Source organism: Phaeobacter gallaeciensis DSM 26640, assembly GCF_000511385.1.
GTDB lineage: Bacteria > Pseudomonadota > Alphaproteobacteria > Rhodobacterales > Rhodobacteraceae > Phaeobacter > Phaeobacter gallaeciensis.
On record NC_023137.1, the window covers coordinates 2428809 to 2450954 of the forward strand.

The 22146-nt window shown below is 59.4% G+C and carries 21 protein-coding genes; 7 read left to right on the forward strand and 14 right to left on the reverse strand.

The window, feature by feature from the left end:
• Positions 1-9 precede the first annotated feature (9 nt).
• From GAL_RS11845 to GAL_RS11855, 3 genes are all read right to left on the reverse strand, one after another.
• Positions 10-1137, reverse strand: coding sequence for an ABC transporter ATP-binding protein (locus GAL_RS11845; RefSeq protein ID WP_024097816.1), 1128 nt, complete (start codon positions 1135-1137; stop codon positions 10-12).
• Between the two features lie 122 nt (positions 1138-1259).
• Positions 1260-2384 carry a DNA alkylation repair enzyme gene (locus tag GAL_RS11850; protein ID WP_024097817.1) on the reverse strand — a complete coding sequence of 375 codons (1125 nt, stop codon included), beginning with the start codon at positions 2382-2384 and terminating at the stop codon, positions 1260-1262.
• A 12-nt stretch (positions 2385-2396) separates the two neighbouring features.
• On the reverse strand, positions 2397-3176 hold the full coding sequence (locus tag GAL_RS11855; protein ID WP_024097818.1) for an SDR family oxidoreductase: 780 nt from the start codon (positions 3174-3176) through the stop codon (positions 2397-2399).
• Positions 3177-3470: 294 nt separating this feature from the next.
• Here GAL_RS11855 and GAL_RS11860 point away from each other — a divergent pair, with 294 nt between their 5' ends.
• The 7 genes from GAL_RS11860 to GAL_RS22675 all read left to right on the forward strand — a co-directional run bounded on the left by GAL_RS11860 (position 3471) and on the right by GAL_RS22675 (position 10678).
• On the forward strand, positions 3471-4487 hold the full coding sequence (locus tag GAL_RS11860; RefSeq protein ID WP_024097819.1) for a Hint domain-containing protein: 1017 nt from the start codon (positions 3471-3473) through the stop codon (positions 4485-4487).
• Positions 4488-4678: 191 nt separating this feature from the next.
• Complete coding sequence (locus tag GAL_RS11865; RefSeq protein ID WP_145957944.1) at positions 4679-5110, forward strand: nuclear transport factor 2 family protein; 432 nt, start codon at positions 4679-4681, stop codon at positions 5108-5110.
• Positions 5111-5197: 87 nt separating this feature from the next.
• Entirely contained in the window at positions 5198-6805 is a 1608-nt protein-coding gene (locus GAL_RS11870; protein ID WP_024097821.1) for a peptide chain release factor 3, read from the forward strand.
• A gap of 38 nt (positions 6806-6843) precedes the next feature.
• The gene (locus GAL_RS11875; protein ID WP_024097822.1) at positions 6844-7590 is read left to right on the forward strand and encodes a hypothetical protein; all 747 of its coding nucleotides are present in this window, start codon (positions 6844-6846) and stop codon (positions 7588-7590) included.
• Entirely contained in the window at positions 7587-8552 is a 966-nt protein-coding gene (locus GAL_RS11880) for a glycosyltransferase family 2 protein (RefSeq protein ID WP_024097823.1), read from the forward strand. The genes GAL_RS11875 and GAL_RS11880 overlap by 4 nt, the downstream gene beginning before the upstream one ends.
• Positions 8553-8732: 180 nt before the next feature.
• The gene (locus tag GAL_RS11885; RefSeq protein WP_024097824.1) at positions 8733-10280 is read left to right on the forward strand and encodes a DEAD/DEAH box helicase; all 1548 of its coding nucleotides are present in this window, start codon (positions 8733-8735) and stop codon (positions 10278-10280) included.
• A 224-nt stretch (positions 10281-10504) separates the two neighbouring features.
• Positions 10505-10678 (forward strand): RSP_7527 family protein, encoded by a 174-nt coding sequence (locus tag GAL_RS22675; RefSeq protein WP_024097825.1) that lies wholly within the window; start codon positions 10505-10507, stop codon positions 10676-10678.
• Between the two features lie 194 nt (positions 10679-10872).
• Here GAL_RS22675 and GAL_RS11890 read toward each other — a convergent pair whose 3' ends face one another.
• From GAL_RS11890 to nuoH, 11 genes are all read right to left on the reverse strand, one after another.
• Positions 10873-12540 (reverse strand): ribonuclease J, encoded by a 1668-nt coding sequence (locus GAL_RS11890; protein WP_024097826.1) that lies wholly within the window; start codon positions 12538-12540, stop codon positions 10873-10875.
• Entirely contained in the window at positions 12530-13318 is a 789-nt protein-coding gene (locus GAL_RS11895; protein ID WP_024097827.1) for a type III pantothenate kinase, read from the reverse strand. The genes GAL_RS11890 and GAL_RS11895 overlap by 11 nt, the downstream gene beginning before the upstream one ends.
• Positions 13319-13339: 21 nt before the next feature.
• A complete protein-coding gene (locus tag GAL_RS11900; RefSeq protein ID WP_024097828.1) occupies positions 13340-14089 on the reverse strand; it encodes a biotin--[acetyl-CoA-carboxylase] ligase in 750 nt (249 codons plus the stop codon).
• Positions 14090-14159: 70 nt separating this feature from the next.
• Positions 14160-15599, reverse strand: coding sequence for an NADH-quinone oxidoreductase subunit NuoN (gene nuoN / locus GAL_RS11905; protein ID WP_024097829.1), 1440 nt, complete (start codon positions 15597-15599; stop codon positions 14160-14162).
• Between the two features lie 13 nt (positions 15600-15612).
• Positions 15613-17160 (reverse strand): NADH-quinone oxidoreductase subunit M, encoded by a 1548-nt coding sequence (locus GAL_RS11910; protein ID WP_024097830.1) that lies wholly within the window; start codon positions 17158-17160, stop codon positions 15613-15615.
• Positions 17160-19274: an NADH-quinone oxidoreductase subunit L gene (gene nuoL / locus GAL_RS11915; protein WP_024097831.1), complete on the reverse strand. Its 2115-nt coding sequence runs from the start codon at positions 19272-19274 to the stop codon at positions 17160-17162. Before nuoL ends, GAL_RS11910 begins: the two co-directional genes overlap by 1 nt.
• A 6-nt stretch (positions 19275-19280) precedes the next feature.
• Positions 19281-19586: an NADH-quinone oxidoreductase subunit NuoK gene (gene nuoK / locus GAL_RS11920; protein ID WP_024097832.1), complete on the reverse strand. Its 306-nt coding sequence runs from the start codon at positions 19584-19586 to the stop codon at positions 19281-19283.
• A gap of 4 nt (positions 19587-19590) precedes the next feature.
• Positions 19591-20193, reverse strand: coding sequence for an NADH-quinone oxidoreductase subunit J (locus tag GAL_RS11925; RefSeq protein WP_024097833.1), 603 nt, complete (start codon positions 20191-20193; stop codon positions 19591-19593).
• On the reverse strand, positions 20190-20609 hold the full coding sequence (locus tag GAL_RS11930; RefSeq protein ID WP_024097834.1) for a carboxymuconolactone decarboxylase family protein: 420 nt from the start codon (positions 20607-20609) through the stop codon (positions 20190-20192). Before GAL_RS11930 ends, GAL_RS11925 begins: the two co-directional genes overlap by 4 nt.
• Positions 20606-21100 (reverse strand): NADH-quinone oxidoreductase subunit NuoI, encoded by a 495-nt coding sequence (gene nuoI / locus GAL_RS11935; protein WP_014879596.1) that lies wholly within the window; start codon positions 21098-21100, stop codon positions 20606-20608. The genes GAL_RS11930 and nuoI overlap by 4 nt, the downstream gene beginning before the upstream one ends.
• Positions 21101-21103: 3 nt before the next feature.
• On the reverse strand, positions 21104-22141 hold the full coding sequence (gene nuoH / locus GAL_RS11940) for an NADH-quinone oxidoreductase subunit NuoH (RefSeq protein ID WP_024097835.1): 1038 nt from the start codon (positions 22139-22141) through the stop codon (positions 21104-21106).
• Positions 22142-22146: the final 5 nt, after the last annotated feature.

Genomic DNA, 22146 nt, shown 5'->3' on the forward strand with positions numbered 1-22146 from the left:
TCCGCCGCGTCAGCCGCCGGTTGGAAAGACGAAACAACGGTTGCGGCGCACAGTCAGCCACATCACCCGCCCGGCGTCCGGCAGGAAGACATTGGGGACCGTCGCCTTCAACACGCTGCCATCGAAATCCATGCGGAACTCAACCAGACTCTCATGCCCGAGGAAGCGGGCCCGTTTGACGACGCCGCGGGCGGCAACCCCGTCGCTGGGCGTCGGGTGCGGGCCGCGCCCGTTGCGGTCAAAATCAATGCGCAGGTGCTGCGGGCGGAACACGATATCCACTGCCGTGCCATCCGGTACGCCCGGTGCCAGAAACTGGCCAAAGGGGGTTTCGGCAAGCGCTCCGTTCACCTCCGCCTGCAGAACGTTGGTATCACTGAAAAAACCAACCGCCGCGCGATCCACCGGCCGGGTGTAGACGTTATAAGGCGCGCCCTGCTGCACGATCTTGCCAGAACGCATCAAAGCGATCTCATCAGCCATCCGCATTGCCTCTTCCGGCTCATGCGTGACCAGCAGGACGGCTGCGTCCTCTTCTTTCAGCAGTGTCAGGGTCTCATCACGAATGCCGTCGCGCAGGCGATTATCGAGCCCGGAAAACGGCTCATCCATCAGCATGATCCGGGGGCGTGGCGCCAGCGCGCGGGCCAAAGCCACGCGCTGCTGTTCACCGCCGGACAGTTGGTGGGGGAATTCGTCGATATATTGCGCGAGCGAGACCTTTTGCAGCAATTCTTCAACGCGGGCGCGTTTCTCGTCTTTGCTGCCCTTCAGCCCGAAGGCAACATTGTCGGCCACGCTCAGATGCGGAAACAGGGCAAAGTCCTGAAACATCAGCCCGATTTCACGGCGTTCTGGCGGCACACGAAACACGGTGTCGCAGATCAGCTTGCCATCGACGTAGATTTCGCCGCTGTCCTGCATCTCCACCCCGGCGATCATCCGCAACGTTGTGGATTTGCCGCATCCCGACGGGCCAAGCAGACAGGTCACCTGCCCGGCCTGGATCTGCAAGGACACATCATCCACCACCGCACGCCCGTCGAAGAATCGCCGCAGATTGCGGATTTCGAGACGCGGCGCAGGCGCCGAGACGCTATCGGTGCCAAGCATCGGATCAGGGGGGGCAGATGTCATGCGACCTCGTTCTTCGTGTCCGACCTAAATGATCGGGATTGGCCTGCAGATATCAACGCCAATGTCTCCATGCAAGGGAGCGCACCAGAGCGCGACATCAAGGGTTGTCAGTGGCAGCATGATCACTGCGGTGGCAACAAAACAAAACTCAACTCAGCGCGCACGCGCCCGTTGACCAGCAGCTCAAGCCGATGGGTTCCCGGCACCAGAGTAAAGGTGCTCGCCCCGGCTTTCAGCGGATGGCGTTTGCTGAGACGCGTGCTACCGCCGTTCAGGACAGTTTGTTTCAGCTTAAAGACCTTGGCCGACACCTTGCCGCCGGGGCGTTGAAAATGCAGGCGATAGTCCACCAGCACCGGGGCGTCCGCTGCTCCATCCAGCTGGCACTCGAACTGCAGGGCGCCGCCAATATGCACAGGATCGTCGCGCAGTGTGATCGTCGCGGCGAGAGGCATGTCCGGGTCATACCCCAGCATCTCCATCGCGCCGCTGTGCCCGGCCTTCACCAACCCACGCAGTGCATGGGAGGTCATCCAGACCAGCTCCTTGCGGCGCTGCTGGCCTGCCGCCTGCCAGCTGCGCAGCCGATCCAGGACCAGCTCCGGATCCTTTTTTGAGATGTCGTTGAGGTGATTGGCCACTGAACGTGTCACATAGCGGGTCGGGTCAGCGTGGAGCTGATCCAGCAAGGGCAAGGGCTGCGCCAATGCGAGGGGAACCGACTGGCCCCAGGGCAGCCTTGGCCGGGTGCCTTCGCTGACCAGCCGCCGAACGTGATAGTTGTCACTTGTCGCCCACCCCTGCATCGCGGCCAATGTCTGATCGGTCCAGCGGGTCAGAAACGGGCGAATGGCCCATTCCATCGAAAACCGCTGGGTGATTTCGGACAGGAGGTCCAGCGACAGTTCCGGGGCCGCCTCCAGCCCGCGCAGTACCGCGAATTCTCCCAAGGGTGCAAAGATGAAGTCGCCGAAGTCATCATCCGACAGGCTGGGGTCCAGAGGCGGCGGCAGCGCCCGTCGTAGAACGGGTGCGGCGGCCTCCAGATCCGCAGGCAGATGGCGGGCCAGCACCTCTGCGATCAAGGTAATGCGCTCCTTCAGCTCCAGATCCGGCAGCTGAGCCATCACCTCAGCCTCAAACGCCGCAGCATCAAATCCGGGGTCCGCCGCCGCGAAAAGGCCCGCAAGGTAGCGGGTCTTCTCCTGATTAAACAGTTGATCCTTAAGCGAGAACCCGGATGCCATCTGCCCGCCCCGTTAAATGGTCATATTGGTGGCGCCACCATCCAGCAGGATGTTCTGACCGATGATGAAACCCGCGTGCTGCGAACAGAGGAAGGCGCAGGTGGCCCCGAACTCCTGCCGCGTGCCATAGCGACCGGCGGGAATGCTGGCGGCGCGCTGCTCGGCAGCCTGCTCAAGGGAAATCCCCTGTTGCTGGGCAACGCCGGTGTCCAATGACACCGCCCGATCCGTGGCGTGGATGCCGGGCAGCAGGTTGTTGATGGTCACGCCTTTCGCGGCAACCTGACGGGAGGTGCCTGCCACATAGCCAGTCAGCCCGGTGCGCGCCGCATTCGAAAGGCCCAGAACCGGGATTGGCGCCTTCACCGATTGTGACGTGATGTTGACCACCCGCCCCCAGCCCCGTTCCATCATTCCCGGCACCAGCGCCTTGATCAGCACAATCGGGGTCAGCATGTTGGCGTCCAGCGCCTTGATAAAATCCTCACGCTCCCAGTCAGACCATAGCCCCGGCGGCGGCCCCCCTGCGTTGGTCACCAGAATATCCACCCCCTCAGCTGCGGCGACGACCTTGGCCTGCCCTTCCTCAGTCGTGACATCAGCCGCGATGGTTTCCACATTAACGCCACAAGCATCGCGGATTGACTGGGCCGAGGCCAGAAGCGCCTCCGCCCCCCGCGCGTTCATCACCAGATCCACCCCGGCCTCAGCCAAGGCCTCTGCGCAACCAAGACCCAGCCCCTTGCTGCTGGCACAGACCAATGCCCGCTTTCCTGCCAATCCCAAATCCATGACATATCTCCTTGTTGCGCCGCGATATATTGCTGCGACCATTCCGTCACAGGCCGCAATCATGCGTCGTTTCTGTCGAAGCGGAGCTTGCACTCTCCTCCCGGTGTTGACCAGCCCAAACACTGCCCGCAGGTCCCGATGCTAACGCAAGACAGCCAGCCCGCTGCACCTCGTCGCCTTCCGGCTCTACTGGCTTCGCAAAACGACCCCCGTCTGGTCCGCATGTCGCCACATTTCCCGCCAAAATGGGAGATCACACGCGCAGGACGCGCGCCGCTATTGGTTAGGTTACCCATGTTGACACAGCTGCATCAGATCCCCGTTGCTGCCCAAACGCTCCCGGTGTTCGCGGCGGCTGATTTCTGCGTCGAAATGGGAGCGAACATGGGGGACAGCCTTGGCGTCTATGATGATCTGCAACTGGACGATGTCTATCAACTGACCCGCAATACCCCGCTCCTCCAGATCGGCCTGACAGCGCGTCCGAACGGGCGCCTTACGCTGGATGAAGGAACCGCGACCGGCACCCCGGGTGCGCGCCTGCATCTGGATTGCCTGCTGACACTGATGCCCGATCTCGGGGCCAATGTTGAGGCTCTGGTTTTGGTCGAGGTGGACGACGACGGGTTGATTGCAGCGATCTATTTGCTTCCGCTTGCGCCACTGCGCCCGCAGACCGGCTATACACTGGTGCGCAAAACGCGCGAGGGCACACGTCAGCGGCTTGCGCAGCTGGCCTGCGTCTCCTTCACGCGCGGCACCCATATTACCCTCGACACTGGCGCGCAGCGGCCGATTGAGGATCTTGTGGTCGGGGATCGGGTTCTGACGCGCGATGACGGCGCCCAGGAGGTACGCTGGATTGGCCAATGCACAAGCCGCGCGGTTGGTGAAATGGCTCCGATCCTGATCCGGGCCGGTGCGCTCAATAACGAAAATGATCTCCTGGTCAGCCCGGACCACCGGTTGTTGGTGCATCCCCGCCGCGACATCCGCCGCAGGGGTCGCCCTGATCACCTGGTTCGGGCGCGAGAGCTGGTGAACGGGATTGATATCTTTGAACAAAGTGGCGGCTTTGTGGATTATTTCCAGCTGCTGTTTGATCGCCATCAGATCATATTCGCCGAAGGAATTGCGGCAGAGAGCCTTCTGCTAAACCCGCTAACCCGTGCTGCTCTGCCACAGGACAACCTGAGCCGGACGCCCGGCCTGTTGCTGGGCCATCAGCGGGTGGCCTCTGGCCTTGATATCCGACCGGCACTTCTGGAACGCAGTCAAGCCGTGGCCGGGTTGAAGCGCCGCGTCATGTGACCGAGCACGTCTGATCTACACGACTCGCAGAAGGCCACCGACACAACGACAGATGTGCATCGGCTCAACAGATGCTGAAAAATTCAGCATCCACGGGTCAGAATTTACGATTTCTGGTGGAAATCCTTGTGATAATTCCAACACATGGGCCGAACGACCCCGATTTGGAATTTATGGAACTTTGCGTGACTATGACGAAACAAGACCTTGTGCAGCGCTGGTTTTCCGAGGTTTGGGAAAATCGCGACATGTCCATATTTGCCCAGATGCTTGCCCCCTCACTGGAGAATACCGAACTGCTGGATGGGCTGACCAACCCCCGCAAGGATTATCCTGTCCTGATTGACGTTGTTCACAAGCTGGCGGGTGAGTTGCGGGTGCAGATGCTGCACTACATGGAAGACGGCGATTGGACCTCGACGCGCTACCTGCTGACGGCGGACGGCCCGGACGGGGTCACACCTGTTCATGCTGAGGGGATCATGATGATTCGTTTTGAAGGCGACAAGATTGCGGAACTGGCGTCCCGCTTTGACGCCTTTACCTTCTTTGAACAGCTGGGGCAGCTGCCCGCAGATGCAATGCCTGCCTGTCTCGCCGGGCAGGCTCTGGTCTGGGATTAAAAAGTCGGCCCCGGTTGTCCGTAAGGCGTAGGGGGCCTGCCCCCTGTTTTTCTTGCCTCGGCGCACCATCCTGATATACGCGCGCTCATGCTCGATACCGTCCCAAACCGCCCCGACCTGCCGGCAGAAATCGCCCGGCGCCGCACCTTTGCGATCATCTCGCATCCGGATGCTGGCAAAACCACGCTGACTGAGAAGTTCCTGCTCTATGGTGGTGCGATCCAGATGGCCGGTCAGGTGCGCGCCAAGGGTGAGGCCCGGCGGACCCGCTCAGACTTCATGCAGATGGAGAAGGATCGCGGCATTTCCGTTTCGGCCTCCGCGATGTCGTTTGACTACGCCAGCTACCGCTTCAACCTGGTGGATACGCCCGGTCACTCCGACTTTTCGGAAGACACCTATCGCACGCTGACCGCCGTTGATGCGGCGGTCATGGTGATTGATGGCGCAAAGGGTGTGGAAAGCCAGACCCAGAAACTGTTTGAGGTCTGTCGTCTGCGGGATTTGCCGATCCTGACCTTCTGTAACAAGATGGACCGCGAAAGCCGCGACACCTTTGAAATTATTGACGAGATCCAGCAGAACCTTGCGATTGATGTGACACCGGCCAGCTGGCCGATCGGCGTCGGTCGCGATTTTATTGGCTGTTACGACATGCTGCGCGACCGTCTGGAACTGATGGACCGGGCTGACCGCAACAAGATCGCCGAGAGCATCGAAATCAACGGTCTGGACGACCCGAAACTGGCGGAGCACGTCCCGGAACATCTGCTGGAGAAGCTGCTGGAAGAAGTCGAGATGGCGCGCGAGCTGCTGCCGACACTTGATCCGCAGTCGGTTCTGGAAGGGCATATGACCCCGATCTGGTTCGGCTCTGCGATCAACTCCTTCGGGGTGAAGGAGTTGATGGACGGCATCAGCACCTATGGCCCCGAACCCCAGCCGCAGACCGCCCAACCGCGCCAGATTGCGCCGGACGAAAAGAAGGTCGCCGGTTTTGTATTTAAGGTGCAGGCCAATATGGATCCCAAGCACCGCGACCGCGTGGCCTTTGTCCGGCTGGCCTCGGGCCATTTCAAACGCGGCATGAAGCTCACCCATGTGCGGTCCAAGAAACCGATGGCGATCTCCAACCCGGTGCTGTTCCTGGCGTCGGACCGCGAATTGGCGGAGGAGGCCTGGGCTGGCGATATCATCGGCATTCCGAACCACGGCCAGCTGCGCATCGGTGATACGCTGACCGAGGGTGAAGCGCTCCGCGTGAGCGGCATCCCGTCCTTCGCACCGGAACTTTTGCAAGGTGTGCGCGCGGGCGACCCGATGAAGGCCAAGCATCTGGAAAAGGCTTTGATGCAGTTCGCCGAAGAAGGTGCCGCCAAGGTGTTCAAACCCTCCATCGGCTCCGGCTTCATTGTTGGCGTGGTGGGGCAGTTGCAATTCGAGGTGCTTGCCAGCCGTATCGAGATGGAATACGGCCTGCCCGTCCGGTTTGAGGCCTCGCAATTCACGTCTGCCCGCTGGGTCAGCGGCGACAAAACCGCGCTCGACAAGTTCATCAACACCAACAAGCAGCACATTGCCCATGATCATGATGGCGATGTGGTCTATCTGACGCGCCTTCAGTGGGACATCGACCGGGTTGAGCGAGACTATCCGGACTTGAAACTGACCGCGACCAAGGAGATGATGGTCTAAGACCCATTTCCCAGATCACCGGTGACACCAGACCCGCCATGGATATCGACAACGAAAACTATCCTGGCGGGTTCTATAAACTGCTGCGGCAGCTCGAAAAGAAAGAGGTGCCGTTTGCGGAGCCGCTGTCGGCCTTGCCGGCAGCGGATGCCGATTTGGCCAGTCTCTTTGGTCCGCTGACAGATCCCGGCCTTATGCCCGCGACGCAGAAGGATCTGCCGATCCATCATATCGCGCATAAATGGCAGTCCCTGCGGGAAGAGTTTGCAGGCGATCCTGAAATCTGGGCGATCCATGCGCTCTGTATTGCGATCTTGCGCCGCCGGGATGCGCCACCGGAAGCGCGAGCGCTATTCCTGCGGATCTGGGCGGAGCATGGGGGCGCACTGGCGGCAGGTCTGCCGACGCGCTGGTTGATTTCAGCGGCGCTTACCTTTGCGGATCATGGGGAAACAATAGACCAGCGGCTTGGCGGGCAAGGGCTACAGATGCTGTTCCACCTGATCAAGCTGCACGACAGTGAACGCAGATTGTCAGGGCGACCGACCGACAGTGGCCTGCCCCGTGTGAAGGGCAAGGAACTCGACGATATCGGCCTTGGCATGACCCCATACCACCTACCCTACGGGGATCTGGACAGGCACATGCTGGCACGGTTGTGGCGGTATGGCGAACAGGATCCGGTACTGCGGCCGCTCGCCGTTAGAATGCTGCGTATGGTGATGGAAGATCCCCGCAGCATTTTCGGGCGCATTCAGCGATACAAGGCGCATCACAAGTCATGACCACGCCGAGTCACCCTAAATGGGGTATTGTCAGCACCATCAAGGCCGACGCCAAATCTATCCTGAACTTTGCCGCCTATCATCTGGATCTGGGCGCGCATCGTTTGCATCTTTATCTTGATGAGAAAAATCCAGAGGCCTATCCGCATCTTAAGGCACATCCGAAGATCCGGGTGACGACCTGCGACGATCGCTACTGGAAGCAGCACAAGGCGTCGCGCCCGAAGATGCATCAGCCCCGCCAGACGATGAACGCGACCCATGCCTACGAGCGCATCCAGACCGACTGGATCGCCCATATCGATGTGGATGAGTTTCTCTGGCCTCATGGTACCGCCGATGATCAAAGCCGGGCAATCACAGAAACGCTCGCCGCCCTGCCGGCTGAGACGGATGTGCTGAGGATGCGCCCGCTGGAAGCGCTGGCCGGGTATACGGATCATTACAAGGCAATGGTCCCCTCTGGTGCTGAGCGTGAGCATGAGGTCAGGGCAATCTATCCGGAGTTTGGTGTTTTTCTCAAAGGCGGCTTTCTCAGCCATACGGCGGGTAAGCTGTTTGCGCGCACCGGGCTGCGCGATATTCAGTACCGAATCCACAATCTGTTCCAGTATGGGGAGAAAAACACCCGCGAGACGGAGCAGGAGGGATTGCAGATCTGTCATCGCCACGCCGCCAACTGGGATGACTGGCAAGGCAGCTACCGCTTCCGACTGACGCGTGGCTCCTACCGGCCGGGTCTGGGTGCAGGCTTTACCGCCAGTCTGGGCGGGTTAAATAAGCATAAGCTGCTGACCATGATCGAACAGGAGCATGGCAAAGATGGGCTGCGACGCTTCTTTGGCGAAATCAATGCGGAGCTGCCTGAGGTCTATGATGCGCTACGCCTGCGGGGTATGATCCATCATTGCCCACTGGATTTAACAGCCAAACGGCGTCAACATTTCCCGCAATTTAACTAAACTGTTTCGGGTTTACCCGCTCCTAGAGCAATAACCCGCGAAAACCCGGCTTTGTTTGACGATTGCAGCGGATTTTGCTATCTCCCGCCGCAAGCCGACCAAGACAGGACGCAAGACCATGCGGAATCGGCCCTGACATACACGCGCGGGCCAGGTCAGTGTCCGCAAAAACGGACGCATATGACAAAATTTTCAGATCTGAACCTGAACCCCAAAGTTCTCAAAGCGATTGAGGAAGCGGGTTACGAATCCCCTACCCCCATTCAGGCAGGGGCAATTCCGCCTGCTCTGGAAGGTCGCGATGTGCTGGGGATCGCACAGACGGGCACCGGCAAAACCGCCTCTTTCACCTTGCCGATGATCACCCTGCTCGCGCGCGGTCGTGCCCGCGCCCGCATGCCGCGCAGTTTGGTACTTTGCCCTACGCGCGAGCTGGCGGCACAGGTGGCGGAGAACTTCGACACCTACACCAAACACCTGAAACTGACTAAGGCGCTGCTGATTGGTGGCGTTTCGTTCAAGGAACAGGACACGCTGATCGACAAAGGTGTGGACGTGCTGATCGCCACGCCTGGTCGTCTGCTCGACCATTTCGAGCGTGGCAAGCTGATCCTCTCTGACGTCAAGGTGATGGTGGTGGACGAAGCCGACCGGATGCTCGACATGGGGTTCATTCCCGATATCGAACGTATCTTTGGCCTTACCCCCTTCACCCGCCAGACGCTGTTTTTCTCCGCCACTATGGCGCCGGAAATTGAGCGGATCACCAATACCTTCCTTTCCGCACCCGAGCGTGTGGAAGTGGCCCGTCAGGCAACGACGTCTGAGAACATCACCCAAGGCGTGGTGCTGTTCAAAGCCTCCCGCCGGGACCGTGAGGGCAGCGAGAAACGCAAGTTGCTGCGCCACCTGATTGATCAGGAAGGTGAGAAATGCACCAATGCGATCATCTTCTGCAATCGTAAGACGGATGTGGATATCGTCGCCAAATCGCTGAAGAAATACGGCTATGATGCGGCTCCGATCCATGGTGACCTTGATCAGAGCCAGCGCACCAAAACGCTTGAGGGCTTCCGCGAAGGGTCATTGCGGTTCCTCGTTGCTTCCGATGTGGCAGCGCGCGGCCTTGATGTGCCCAGCGTCAGCCATGTGTTCAACTTCGATGTGCCCAGCCACGCAGAGGACTATGTCCACCGCATCGGTCGGACTGGTCGTGCGGGGCGTGACGGCACCGCGATGATGATCTGCGTCCCCAAGGACGAGAAGAACCTCGAAGACATCGAACGTCTGGTCCAGAACGAGATCCCCCGCATCGAAAACCCGCTGAAGAAAGCCAAGGCCGAGCCGAAGGCAAAAGACAGCAAGGACGATGCAAGCGGCGAGGCGCCTGAGCGTAAGACCCGCAGCCGCCGCTCCTCCTCCCGCAACTCCACTGCCAAGGGTGTGAACGAGGCGGCAGACGCCCAGCAGGCAAACGATGCTGCGACCGCTGAGGCCGATGCAACTGCGCAGGAGCAGAAGGCCCCTGAGCAGGAAAAGCGTGCGTCTGGCCGTGGCAAATCTGCCGAGAACAAACCCTCCGGACAAAAATCCGGGCAGAAGGGCAACCAGAAGTCAGGTCGTGGCCGTGGCGGCAACGACCGCGGCAATGATCGCAACGTGGTTGGCATGGGCGACCATATGCCCAGCTTTATCGCGCTCAGCTTTGCCGAGCGCCGCGCCGGGTAACATCCTCGGCGACCAATTAGAGAACATCAGGGCTGCCTCTTGGGGCAGCCCTTTTTTATTGCCCCGTGCCGCAGTTCAACAGAAGCTATGCGCCAGCCGTTGGCGCCCCACCTCTGAGCTTTGCACTTGCAGCATGGCGGGATTGCCGATTTTTGCGGATGTAACGCGATCCCGAAAAGCCTATCTGAGGGTCAACAAGACATAAGACATCCATGAGGCCTGCCATGAACAATCTGGAGTTTCCAACCGTGACCGCCGACGAAATCCGCGCCATCGAAGCCCGCGCGCATGAACTGCGTGCCGAGGCAATGGCCTCCTTCCTGCGCAGCCTCGGCCGGGGCATTGCCAGCCTGCCGGGCAAGTTGGCCGCGCTGATCTCGCGCCCCCGTCACGCCTGATCCGGCGCCTGCGCGCGGGCAGTTTAGAACAGACGGTAAGGTCAATCCCTTACCACAGATGAAAGCCCCGGCGCGCTGCTGGGGCTTTTTTCGTTCCAACCCGTCGAAGGTGGGGATACGACCGAAACAACGGATCAAAAAAGCCCGCCACATCAGGTGCAGCGGGCCCTTAAATCAGGTCAAACTGGCCTGGCTCAGCGCATCCGGCTGACCACCACGGTCACCTCGGGTTTCTTGCCGATCTCGTTCTGCGCGGTCTGGCGGGCGACACGGCGAAGGTTTTCTTCCAGCTTGTCATCGTCGCGCAGGGTCTTCGCACCGGCCCGCATGATAAACTGGTTCAGATCCTCTTCCATCACCTCAACCAGTGCGGCATTGGAGCGACCGGTTTCTGCCAAACCTTTGATATCGCACCAGGGTTCGCCGAGTGGTTCGTCTTCTTCATCCAAGATGACGGTGACAACCACATGACCGTTGAGCGCCATGCGGATCCGATCACGGACAACGCCATCCAGCGCGCCATATTTGACCGACCCATCCAGATAGGTACGCCCGGTGTCGACGTAGTCCACCACCTTTGGCGCATCCCCTGTCAGATCAATCATCATACCGTTCACGGCCACTGCACTGGCGATGCCCTTCGCCTCGCCCAGACGGGCGTGCTGGCGCAGATGGCGGTGTTCGCCATGCATCGGAATCAGCATCTGCGGCTTGATAATATCGTGCATCCGCTCAAGATCGGGGCGGTTGGCATGGCCGGACACGTGGTAAAGACCGGAGCTGTCATCCACCACATCCACGCCCTTTTCGGAGAACTGGTTGATGATGCGAATGACGCCGCGTTCATTGCCAGGGATCGTCTTGGAGGAGAACAGGAACAGGTCGCCATCCTTCACCTCGATGCCGCGGTACTTGCCGCGTGCCAATTGGGCAGAGGCCGCGCGGCGCTCCCCCTGGCTGCCGGTCACAACCAACATCAGGTTTTCGCGCGGCAGCTCCTGAGCTGCCTCAACGCTGACCACCTTGGGGAAGTCCTTCAGGACCCCGGTTTCAGTGGCAGCCTCCACCATGCGCTGCATCGCACGCCCCAGCAGGACAACCGAACGCCCGGCGCGCTCACCTGCCTCCGCCAGTGTTTTGACCCGTGCGACGTTGGAGGCAAAAGTGGTGGCAACCACCATGCCCTGCGCCTCGCCCACCAGACGGGTGATCTCCGGGCCGACGTCGATCTCTGAGCGACCGGGGTGCAGGGAGAAGATGTTGGTGGAATCACAAACCAGCGCCTTAACGCCATCCTTGGCGATCTCCGACCACATTTCCGGGTCAAACGCCTCGCCCACAATGGGGGTCGGATCGGTTTTGAAATCACCGGTGTGCACGATACGGCCCGCAGGCGTGTCGATCACCAGACCGCCACTTTCCGGGATGGAATGCGAGATCGGGGCGACACCGATGGTGAAGGGGCCAAGCTTTGTCACCTCAGGCCAAGCGGAAACGGTTTTCACCTCTTCGCTGTCGAGACCAGCCTCATCCATCTTGCGGCGCGCCAGATTGGCGGTGAAGGCACGGGCGTAGATCGGCACGTTCAAATCGCGGTAAAGATGCGCGACCGCGCCGATGTGATCCTCATGGGCATGGGTGATGAACACCCCCTCCAGCTGATCCGCGCGCGCTTTCAGCCAGCGGATATCCGGCATGATCAGATCCACGCCGGGGCTGCTGTCCATGTCCGGGAATGTGACGCCCAGATCCACCAGGATCAGGCGTTCCTTACCCGGCTTGCCGTAGCCATAGACATAGGCGTTCATACCAATTTCGCCCGCCCCACCCAGGGGCAGGTAGATTAAACGTTCAGTGCTCATCCTCGAGACCGTTATCCTTATTATATTTGTGTATGATCTGTAGCCCGTGCATCGTGAGATCATCCTCAAATGCGTCAAACAGATCCGCTGTTTGCTGGAACAAAGGCGCCAGCCCGCCTGTCGAGATTACTTTCATCGGCACGTCACGCTCCGCCTTGATGCGGGCGCAGATTTCACGCACCAGTCCTACGTACCCCCAGAACACACCTGACTGCATACATGCAACCGTATTGGTGCCGATGACAGACTGGGGTTTGGAGATATCCACATGAGGCAAGGCGGCGGCGGCCTGATGCAGGGCTTCAAGACTGAGGTTCACCCCCGGCGCGATCACCCCACCGATATAGGCGCCATCCTCGGCCACCACGTCAAAGGTTGTTGCCGTGCCAAAATCGACCACGATCAGATTGCCACCATATTTGTCAAAGCCAGAGACTGTATTGACCAAACGGTCAGGACCGACATTGGTTCCTTGATCCACGCGCACGGAAACCGGCAGCAGGCAATCGGGCTTCCCCACCACAAGGGGGCGCGTGTTGTAATAGCGATCCGCCAGAACGCGCAGGTTGAAGACCACACGCGGCACGGTGGACGAGATGATCATATCAGTGATATCTGCCTCAATCCCCTGCAACCGCATCAGGGTATCGAGCCAGACATAGTACTGATCTGCCGTGCGCCGCCAATCGGTGGCAGTCCGCCAGGTACCGATGAAATTCTCCCCGTCCCAGATTGAGAAGACGGTGTTGGTATTGCCGCAATCCACTGCCAGAAGCATGACCTGCCCCCTCTCCTATTCCTAGAAAAAGATGTCCGCCGCCGGGATATTCACGCGGCCTTTGGCGGTCTTGAGGACAAGGTTGCCATTGGCGTCCACTGTTTCAAAGGTGCCCTCGGTTTCGGAATTGGAAGTTCGCGCGATGATCACCTCGCCCAGTCGGGCTGCGCGGGCCAGCCAGGCCGTACGGATCGGCTCAAACCCATAAGTGACGAATTGCGTTTCGTAGCGATCATAGGCTGCAGCCAGCTCGGTCAGGAAGTCCTCCGGCGTGACGTGGATCCCGGTTTCCGATAGTAGTGAGACAGGCCAGACAGCACCCGGCTCCAGCCACTCCTGCATCGGTGTCTCGATCAGATTGACCCCGATCCCAATAGACAGATGTGTGACGCCGCCGACCGCCCCTGCGCTCTCCAGAAGAATGCCCGCCAGCTTACCACCATTCAAAAGCACATCATTGGGCCATTTCAATGCCAGACCCGCAGTTTCCCCGCAGAGTGCGACGCAGGCCTCATGCAGGGCCAGGGCCGCAACGAAGCTCCGCAGCGCCACTTGCTCAGGTGCGCCGTCCGGCCGCATCACCAGGGTTGCTGCAAAATTGCCTTTTGGTTCCTTCCACGCACGCCCTCTGCGGCCACGACCCTTGGTCTGGCGCTTGGCCATGATCCATTCCGGGCCGGTCAGCGTCGGCGCGCGGCGCGCGGCTTCATCCAGGGTGCTGTCCACTTCCTCAAGTAGGCTGCGTCCGTATCCCACTGGCCAATCACTCATGATCCTGTCCCTTCAAGGCAAAAAGGCCCGATCCGCAGACCAGGCCTTCGTGTGTTCTGTGTCAGAGCGGTCAGTTGACCAGCGTGGCAGCCGCTGATGCCGCTGCACCTTCGACGCCGAACATGTTGATAATTCCCAGAAGCATCACCGCGGCTGATGCCATCAGGAAACCCCAGAGGATTGGCGAGCGATTGGTTTCCAGCTCCTCGCCTTCTTCGCCGAAATACATGTAGTAGACGATGCGCAGATAGTAGAAAGCCCCGATAACAGAGGCAATCACGCCAGCAATCGCCAGCCATGCCAGACCGGCTTGATAGGCCGCGTTCAGCACGTATAGCTTGCCGAAGAAGCCCAGCATCGGCGGCACGCCTGCCAGCGAGAACAACAGGATCAGCATCGCAAGCGCCTTGCCCGGCTCACGACGGGAATAGAGGTTCAGCGCGCGGATATCGGTGATTGGCTTGCCGTCCTTCTCCATCATCAGGATGAAGGCAAAGGTGCCGATGTTCATCGAGACGTAGATCGCCATATAGACCAGCAGTGCCTGCACACCGTAGGCCGTACCTGCTGCAAGACCCATCAACGCGTAGCCCATGTGGGCGATGGAGGAATAGGCCATCAGACGTTTGATATCGCGCTGACCAATCGCAGCGACAGCACCGACGAACATGGAGAGCAGCGACAGCAGCGCAATGACCTGGCTCCAGTCCTGCACCGCATGGCCGAATGCGTCATGCAGCACGCGGGCGAACAGGCCCATAGCCGCAACCTTCGGCGCCGAGGCGAAGAAGGCTGTGACCGGGGTCGGTGCGCCCTCATAAACGTCAGGCGTCCACATGTGGAACGGAACCGCCGAAACCTTGAACGCCATGCCGGAGATCAGGAAGACGAGACCAAACAGCAGGCCGACCGACACTTCACCGTGCTGAGCAACGGCATAGATACCGGCAAAATCTGTCGTACCGGCAAAGCCATAGACCAACGACGCGCCATACAGGAGCAAACCGGAGGACAGCGCGCCAAGAACGAAATACTTCAGGCCGGCTTCGGTCGATTTCACGCTGTCACGACGCAGGGACGCCACGACATAAAGCGCCAGCGACTGCAATTCGAGGCCCATGTAAAGCGACATCAGGTTGCCGGCGGAGACCATCACCATCATGCCCACCGCGCTGAGCGCGACAAGGATGGGATATTCGAACCGCAGCATACCACGGCGCGACATGTAATCCTGCCCCATGACCAGCACAGCAGACGCTGACAACAGGATTGCGACCTTGGCGAAGCGGGCGAACCCGTCATCGACGAACATGCCGTTGAACGCCTCGCGGCTACCAGACGCGCCTGTCCCGATCCAGATCGCCAGCGCCGACATCAGACCGGCCATCAGCCAGATCAGAGCCGGGGCCAGTTTGTCCTTGCCCGTGTAGACACCCACGAGGAGCGCCGCCATTGCGCTGAGCGCCAGAACAATCTCTGGCAGGATAACGGTGAGATCAGCTGGGATCATCGCCCACGCCCCCTTAGTGCGAAGCCATCTGGGTCGCCGGGGACAGATCCGCAGCGGCCAGAGATTGGTTGAAGTTAGCAATCAGCGCCTCAGTCGACGGGCTGATGATATCGGTGACAACCGCCGGATAGACGCCCAGCAGGATGGTCATGACGACAAGCGGTGCAAAGATAAACCGCTCACGTGCAGTCATATCCTTGATGGTTTTGAGGCTGCCCTTGATGAGGTCGCCAAAGACCACGCGGCGATAAAGCCACAGCGCATATCCCGCCGAGAAGATGACGCCGGTCGCAGCAACGGCTGCCACCCAGGTATTCTTCTGGAACGTGCCCATCAGGGTCAGGAATTCACCGATGAAGCCCGACGTGCCCGGCAGGCCAACATTGCCCATGGTGAAGAACATAAACACCAGTGCATAGGCAGGCATGCGGATGACAAGGCCACCGTAGGCGTCGATGTCACGGGTGTGCATGCGGTCATAGATCACGCCCACGCAGAGGAACAGCGCCGCCGAGATGAAGCCGTGGCTCAGCATCTGAAAGATCGCGCCATCAATACCCTGCTGGTTGGCCGCAAAGATCCCCATGGTCACAAAGCCCATATGCGCCACGGACGAATAAGCGATCAGCTTCTTCATGTCCGACTGCACCAGCGCCACAAGAGAGGTGTAGACCACCGCGATTGCGGACATCCACAGGATCACGTCGGTCATCACATCTGCGCCAACCGGGAACATCGGCAGGGAGAACCGCAGGAAGCCATAGCCGCCCATCTTCAACAGGATCGCCGCCAGGACAACAGAGCCAGCCGTCGGCGCCTGAACGTGCGCATCGGGCAGCCATGTATGGACAGGCCACATCGGCATTTTCACCGCGAAAGAGGCAAAGAAGGCCAGGAACAGCAGCGTCTGCATGCCGCCCACAACATGGATGCCCAGAAGATCGAAGCTACCCGCAGAGAAGCTATGCGTCAGCAGCTGCGCGATATCTGTGGTGCCCGCATCTGCATACATCGCCACCATAGCCACCAGCATCAGCACCGAGCCGAAGAAGGTATAGAGGAAGAATTTGAATGAAGCGTAGATCCGTTCCTTACCGCCCCAGATGCCGATGATCAGGAACATCGGGATCAGGCCTGCCTCAAAGAACAGGTAGAACAGTACCAGGTCCAGCGCCATGAACACGCCCAGCATCAGCGTTTCCAGCAGCAGGAAGGCAATCATATATTCCTTGACCCGCGTGCTGACACCCCAGCTGGCCAGAATGGTCAGCGGCATCACAAAGGTGGTGAGCATCACGAAGAGCACCGAAATGCCGTCCACGCCCATCTTATACTTCAGGCCAAAGATCCACTCGGCCTCTTCGACGAACTGAAAGCCCGTGTTGGAAGGATCGAACTGAAAGTAGATGCCAAGGCTGACCAGGAAGGTGATCGTGGTGGCAAAGAGCGCAACAGATTTGGCGTTGCGTTGCGCCGCCTCATCCTCGCCGCGCAGGAACAGGGCCAGAATGGCCGCCGCAAGCGCCGGGATAAAGGTGACAATAGAAAGGAGATTGTCCATCAGTGCGTTCCTCCGCCGATCGACATCCAGGTAACCAGAGCAGCAATGCCCAGCACCATCCAGAAAGCATAAGTGAAGATGTAACCCGACTGTGCGCGACCGGCGAGGCGGGTGAAGAAGGGAATGATACCCATGGCGATACCGTTCAGGGCACCATCAATGGTCTTGCCATCACCACGCTTCCAGAAGAAGCGGCCGATCATCAGGGCCGGTTTGACAAAGATCGCGTCATAGAGCTCGTCAAAGTACCACTTGTTCTTAAGGAACAGATAAAGCGGCTGCTGCTGCTTGGCCAGGCGGCCTGGCAGGCTCGGGTTCACGATGTAGAACAGGATCGCCAGACTAAGGCCGAGCAGCATCGCGATGAACGGCGACACCTTGACCCATTTCGGGGCAGCGTGGGCGTCGTCCAGCACAGTGTTGTCGGGACCAAAGTACAGCGCCCCCTCACCCGGCTTGCCGGTGAATACATAGTGATGCTCGCCCATGGCCCCTTCACCGTGATCATCTTTGGCTTCGCCGTGGCTGTCTGCACCATGTGCATCGTCGCCATGTGCTTCGCCGTGGCCTTCTGCTGAGGCTTCCGCATAGGGAATGCCATAGAACTTGCCCACTGTATCGGTGTGACCAAAGAAGCTGTTGTACCAGATCATACCGGAGAAGACTGCACCGAGTGCCAGAACACCCAGCGGGATCAGCATGACCATCGGGCTTTCATGCGCGTGATCATGCGTGTGCTTGTCACCGCGCGGCTTGCCGTAGAAGGTCAGGAAAATCAGGCGCCAGCTGTAGAATGAGGTCATCGCGGCAGCAATCACCAGCAGCCAGAACCCGTAGGAGGATCCGCCGGCATAGGCGCTTTCAATGATGGCATCCTTGGACAGGAAACCAGCGAAGCCGAAATGGGTGAGCGGAATACCGACACCGGTGATGGCGAGTGTACCGATCATCATCGCGGCAAAGGTGTAAGGGATCTTTTTGCGCAGACCGCCGTAGTTCATCATGTCCTGCTCGTGGTGCATCGCGTGGATCACGGAGCCCGCGCCAAGGAACAGCATCGCCTTGAAGAAGGCGTGTGTGAACAGGTGGAACATGGCTGCCGAGTACATGCCAACACCAGCAGCAACGAACATGTAACCAAGCTGAGAACAGGTCGAATAGGCGATCACGCGTTTGATGTCAGTCTGAACCAGACCCACGGTCGCAGCGAAGAACGCCGTGGTCGCACCCAGCACGGTGATGAACGTCGTCGCCTCGGGCGCAAATTCCATCAGCGGCGACATGCGGCAAACGAGGAAAACACCTGCGGTCACCATGGTTGCCGCGTGGATCAGGGCTGACACCGGGGTCGGACCTTCCATCGCGTCCGGAAGCCATGTGTGCAGGATCAGCTGGGCCGATTTGCCCATCGCGCCGATGAACAGCAGAACAGCAATCAGGTTGGCTGCGTTCCATTCAGTCCACAGGAAGCTCAGCTGGGTTTCCGCCAGTTGCGGCGCAGCTGCAAAAATATCGTCAAAGTTGATGCTGTCAGTTAGGAAGAACAGCGCAAAGATGCCAAGCGAAAAGCCAAAGTCACCAACACGGTTGACGATGAAGGCTTTCATCGCCGCCGCATTTGCCGAAGGCTTGCGATAGTAGAAGCCGATCAGCAAGTACGAGGCAACGCCCACACCTTCCCAGCCAAAGAACATCTGGACCAGATTGTCGGAGGTCACCAGCATCAGCATGGCGAAGGTAAAGAACGACAGATAGGCAAAGAAGCGCGGCTTGTAGCTCTCGCCGTCTTTCCACTGCGGATCATGGGCCATGTAGCCAAAGGAATAGAGATGCACCAGCGAGGACACGGTGGTCACAACGATCAGCATGATCGCAGTCATCCGGTCCAGACGGATCGCCCAGGATGTCGAGAGCGAACCGCTTTCGATCCAGCGCAGGATCTCAATCGACTGGGTCACCCCGTCAAAGCTGAGGAAGACGATCCACGACAGAAGTGCCGACAGGAACAAAAGCCCCGTCGCAGTCCAGGTCGCTGCGGTCTCGCCGATGAATTTCCAGCCAAAGCCACAGATGATGGCCCCGACCAGAGGGGCAAAGAGAAGGATAGTTTCCATGACGCTTTAGCCCTTCATCAAGTTGATGTCTTCCACGGCGATGGTGCCGCGGTTGCGGAAGAAGCAAACCAGGATCGCAAGGCCGATGGCAGCCTCAGCGGCGGCCACGGTCAGCACGAACAGGGTAAAGACCTGCCCGACCAGATCGCCGAGGAACGACGAGAAGGCCACGAGGTTGATATTCACCGCGAGGAGCATCAGTTCGATGCTCATCAGGAGGATGATGACATTCTTGCGGTTCAGGAAGAGCCCGAAGATGCCGATGACGAACAGCGTCGCCGCGACGGTTAGATAATGCTCGAGTGTGATCATTGTCTCAAAGCCCCTGCCCCGGTTTCACATCCTTGAGTTCCATCGCAGTCGCCGGGTCACGCATCATCTGCGCGACGATGTCCTGACGTTTCACGTCCTGACGATGGCGCAGCGTCAGCACAATCGCGCCGATCATCGCGACCAGCAGGATCAGGCCGGAGAGTTGGAACAGAAGGAAGTATTGATCATAGATGATGAGGCCAAGCGCCTCGGTGTTATGTTGGTCGGCGGGGATCGGCTGGGCCAGCTGCGTGGCAGCCGCTGGTGCGGTTTCCCAAACGCCAAAGGCCATGACGAACTGCATCAGGATGACCAGACCGATGAGCAACGCCAGCGGCATGTAGCGCGCCATCTCGGCCTTCAGCTCGGCAAAGTCCACATCCAGCATCATCACCACAAAAAGGAACAGCACCGCAACCGCGCCCACGTAGACGATGATCAGCAGCATGGCGACAAATTCAGCCCCCAGCAGGACGAACAGCCCGGCCGAGGAAATGAAGGCCAGGATCAGCCACAGCACCGAATGCACCGGCTGACGGCTGATCACCGTGAACAGCCCGCCGGTGATGGCGCTGATGGCAAAGAGGTAAAAGGCAAAAACGCTCATGTTTCATCGTCCCCTTTGGCGTCCATCACCTCTTGCGCCAGCTCCAGCGCGCGGGTCATGGCCGGGATGCCGGCAAAGACCGACATCTGTCCGATCGTTTCAACGATCTCTTGTTTCTTCGCGCCGGCCTCTAGGGCATGGCGCACGGTCTGGCGCACGGCGGAATCTGCCTGTGCGCCCTGCATTGTCAGCCCCGCCAGCGTCAGCAACAGGCGGGTTTTGGCATCCAGACCGCCGGTGTTGACTGTATTGCCGAACATCATTTCCATGACGTCCTTCGGCATTGTCGGCCACAGCGACTCAAACTCCTTGAACGCACCGGTGGGAGAGAAGCTCTCCAACGCGGGGTTCAGGGCTTTGGCCATGTCCTGAGCCTGGGCCATCATGGCCTCAAATGGATTCTTGGCGTCGCTCATCTGTAAGGCGCGTCCAGTTCGAGGTTGCGGGCAATCTCAGCTTCCCAGCGTTCGCCGTTCGACAGCAGTTTATCCTTGTCGTAGAACAGCTCCTCACGGGTCTCGGTGGCGAATTCGAAATTCGGCCCTTCGACAATGGCATCCACCGGGCAGGCTTCCTGGCAGAAACCGCAGTAGATGCATTTGGTCATGTCGATGTCATAGCGCGTGGTGCGGCGGCTGCCGTCTTCGCGCGGTTCCGCGTCGATGGTGATCGCCTGCGCCGGGCAGACCGCCTCGCAGAGTTTACAGGCGATGCAGCGCTCCTCACCGTTGGGGTAACGGCGCAGGGCGTGTTCGCCGCGGAAACGGGGCGACAGCGGGCCCTTCTCATGCGGGTAGTTCAGGGTTGCCTTGGGGGCAAAGAAATACTTCAGCCCCAGTTTGAAGCCGACCCAGAAATCCTGCAGCAGGAAGTATTTGGCGGCGCGGGTGTAGTCGATGTTCGCCATCAGTTAGCCTCCCACGGTCCAGCGGGCGAAGATGCCCCAGAACCAGTCAAATTTTGCAGCAAAGGACACGAAGACCACCCAGGCCAGCGAGAACGGCAGGAACACTTTCCAGCCCAGACGCATCAGCTGATCGTAGCGGTAGCGCGGGGTGATCGCCTTCACCATCGCGAAGAGGAAGAAGAAGAATGCCATTTTGGCAACCATCCACAGCACCCCATCCGGCAGGCCCGGGATCGGGGACAGCCAGCCGCCAAAGAACAGCAGGGTTGTCAGCGAGCACATCAGGAAGATGGCAATATATTCACCAGCCATGAACAAGAGGAACGGGGTTGCCGAGTATTCCACCTGATAGCCCGCAACCAGTTCCGATTCCGCTTCCGGCAGGTCAAACGGCGGGCGGTTGGTTTCTGCCAGCGCCGAGATGAAGAACAGGAAGACCATCGGGAAGTGCGGGATCCAGTACCAGTTCAAGAGACCCAGATCGCCATCCTGCGCGCGCACGATATCGCCAAAGTTCATTGAGCCGGTGGAGATGATCACACCAACGATGATCAAACCGATAGAGACCTCATAGGAGATCATCTGTGCCGCAGAGCGCAAGGAGCCGAGGAACGGGTATTTCGAGTTCGACGCCCAGCCCCCCATGATCACGCCGTAAACCTCAAGCGAGGAGACCGCGAACACATAGAGGATGGCGACGTTGATATCCGAGAGCACCCAGCCGTCGTTGAAGGGGATCACCGCCCAGGCGATCATCGCCAGAACAAAACTGGTCAGCGGTGCCAGAATGAAGACCGCCCGGTCAGAACCGGCCGGGATCACAACTTCCTTGACCACATATTTGAGCGCATCCGCCACCGATTGCAGCAGGCCGTAAACGCCCACCACATTGGGGCCTCTGCGCATCTGGACTGCCGCCCAGATCTTGCGATCCCCGTAAACGAGGAACAGAAGCGAAATCATGACAAAGGCAACAACTGCAAGCACTTGCGCCAGGATCAGTACAGCAATGCCGCCTGGGGTGTTAAAGAATTCAGCCATAGGTC